This is a genomic window from Prevotella sp. P5-92, assembly GCF_002251245.1.
In the GTDB taxonomy this organism is placed as follows: domain Bacteria; phylum Bacteroidota; class Bacteroidia; order Bacteroidales; family Bacteroidaceae; genus Prevotella.
Genome location: NZ_NPJG01000090.1, coordinates 1 through 2,406, shown reverse-complemented (window position 1 = coordinate 2,406; position 2,406 = coordinate 1). Strand labels below are relative to the sequence as shown.

General features: G+C 49.0%; 3 protein-coding genes. 2 read left to right on the top strand and 1 reads right to left on the bottom strand.

What is annotated here, in order from left to right; genetic code table 11:
• The coding region (locus CIK99_RS09525) for a transposase (protein ID WP_144007916.1) at window positions 1-383 on the top strand (383 nt) is incomplete at its 5' end.
• Between the two features lie 632 nt (window positions 384-1,015).
• On the opposite strand, the gene crcB is transcribed toward CIK99_RS09525, so the two are convergent.
• Window positions 1,016-1,396 carry a fluoride efflux transporter CrcB gene (crcB, locus tag CIK99_RS09520; protein WP_094381294.1) on the bottom strand — a complete coding sequence of 127 codons (381 nt, stop codon included), beginning with the start codon at window positions 1,394-1,396 and terminating at the stop codon, window positions 1,016-1,018.
• Window positions 1,397-1,440: 44 nt separating this feature from the next.
• Between crcB and CIK99_RS09515 the strand changes: the two genes are divergently transcribed.
• Window positions 1,441-1,704: a hypothetical protein gene (locus CIK99_RS09515; protein WP_094381293.1), complete on the top strand. Its 264-nt coding sequence runs from the start codon at window positions 1,441-1,443 to the stop codon at window positions 1,702-1,704.
• Window positions 1,705-2,406: the final 702 nt, after the last annotated feature.

Here is a 2,406-nt window from a genome sequence, read left to right as displayed (position 1 = left end):
ACACTTACCGTTGTATTCTGACCAACGATTACAAGTCATCGACAAGGGACATTGTTGAATTCTACAATCTGCGTGGCGGCAAGGAACGTATCTTTGACGACATGAACAACGGATTCGGTTGGAGCAGACTCCCCAAGTCATTCATGGCGGAGAATACTGTCTTTCTTCTGCTTACTGCATTGATACACAATTTCTACAAGACCATCATGAGCAGGCTTGACACCAAGGCTTTTGGGCTCAAGAAAACGAGTCGCATAAAGGCTTTTGTCTTCAGATTCATCTCCGTACCTGCCAAGTGGATCATGACTGCAAGGCAATACGTGCTGAATATCTACACAGAGAACCGCGCTTATGCAAAACCCTTCAAAACAGAATTCGGATAAGAATCCTTTCTTTCCGGTTTGAATCTGCGTATTACCTCAAGTCGCATCGTGGGGTAAGGGGATGGTGGCTACATATTGATGTTGTGCTGTTGCTTTTTACTGAAAGCTGCTACTAACGACTCATAAATCTACCCTTAATCGTGTATTGGATGATAGTTGCGGATTTTAGGAACTCAAGAAACAGCGGTCTGTGCCAGGAGGGAGCGGAGCATCCAGAAAAAGTGACATCCCTAACGAAGTGGGTGCCACTTTTTCCGATGTGTAGTGAGCGGAGGGTGCAGACGGCTGATGCTTTCCGCTTTTCCGGAAGCTTGCTTCCGTTATTGATTTTATCAGAGGATGATGCCGATAGGTAGCATCTTCTGATACCGCTCTGCCCGAAGAGGAAAGTCTGTGGACGTTGCCGATCTTTCGGCAATGGCCACTGTCTTTCCGGGCGCTCCAATGTGTGCGTTAGGTTTAGCGAGAGTTTGAGGAGCTGCTTGAAGTCCGCATAGTCTCGCTAGTGCATGGCAATAGATGGTTGCCTTTGACGGCTTTCGTAGAAAGACGACAAGGGCAAGTGCCGCTATATATATACAACGAATCCCCGACACGAATGCCGAGGATTATTTTGTTAGATAAATGCGAATTTAGCGGCAGAGATAATAACCCAGCGCTACCAAAGCAACACCGGTGCTGACGCTTAAAGCAATGTATCCTGCAAATGCCCAGATATTCCCGGATTGCAGCATAATCAGTGCCTCTTTGGAGAAAGTTGAGAAGGTGGTAAACCCTCCGCAAAGTCCCACTGACAGGAACAAGGCCCAATTGTTGTCTTCGCTGGCGGTGCGGCTGAAAAGGCCCCACAAAAGCCCAATCATGAAGCAACCGACCAGATTCACGACAAAGGTCGCCCAGGGAAACCCTTTTCCGGCTCCCTTCATCATTAGTGAGACAAGATACCTTGCTGCTCCACCGATAAAACTACCGGCACCGACGATTGCTATGTTTTTGATGATGTCTAAAACCATTAAATCCCGATTTGTCTGTGCAAAGATATGAAATTTGAATGTGATTGCAAAGATGCGGACGAGGTGGCGGAGCCACCGAGGACGGAAATGACTGGGCGGGTGGGAACCACGGCGGCGAAGCCGCTCATAAGACAGCATCCGTGAGGCAGGCTTTGACAGGATCGGAGATCTGGCAAAGACTGGCTGACGGATACCGCTCTGCCCATCAGGGCAAGGCTTTCAGCGGCTCGCCGATGAATGTCTTGCCGGGCGTTTCACGAGAGTCCGATGGCGGTCACGGAGTGACTGACTTCGGTCTCTCCATTTAACTCAAGCAGCAGCGGTCTGTGCCAGGAGGGAGCGGAGCATCTAGAAAAAGTGACATCCCTAACGAAGTTGGTGCCACTTTTTCCGATGTGTAGTGAGCGGAAGGTGCAGACGGCTGATGCTTTCCGCTTTTCCGGAAGCTTTGCTTCCGTTATTGATAGTATCAGAGGATGTTGCTGGAGGTGATGTCATTCGTAGCTTGCGGAGAATGTCAGCACTGGAGGCGGCATCTTCTGATTCCGCTCTGCCCAAAGAGGAAAGTCTGTGGACTTTGACGCGTCAGCGGCAATGACCACTGTCTTTCCGGGCGTTTGTTCGGAACGCAGACAAAAGTCTCCGAGACTTCCTGAAGGGAAGGCCGCGGAGTCTTTCTGCGCGGAGTCTATAGAGTGGAAGTCCCGGAGCTGCGATAGTGGCGTAGGGGCTGGAACCAAGCTGGTCTTACGGAGCGGAAGCGGAGGAAGACGAGCTTGACCGCTTTCTATGGTGGCGTCAGCTGAAATGTGTCAAGGCTGTTAGATAAATTCGAATTTACAATTCTGATATACTTCAGATGTAGGTTGCCGTTTCTAAAGCGATATAAAGTTTGTTTAAACTATGGTTGGCATTGTTCAAGCCTTTGGCTTCATATCCATTTGTATCCAAAATGTCACCTGCTTCAAAAAAAGCATACAACTTCAAATTGTAGAAGTCGCACACAGATT

Coding starts and splice junctions, on each gene's coding strand:
- crcB (WP_094381294.1), bottom strand. CDS start 1,396: ATGGTTTTAGACATCATCAAAAACATAGCAATCGTCGGTGCCGGTAGT.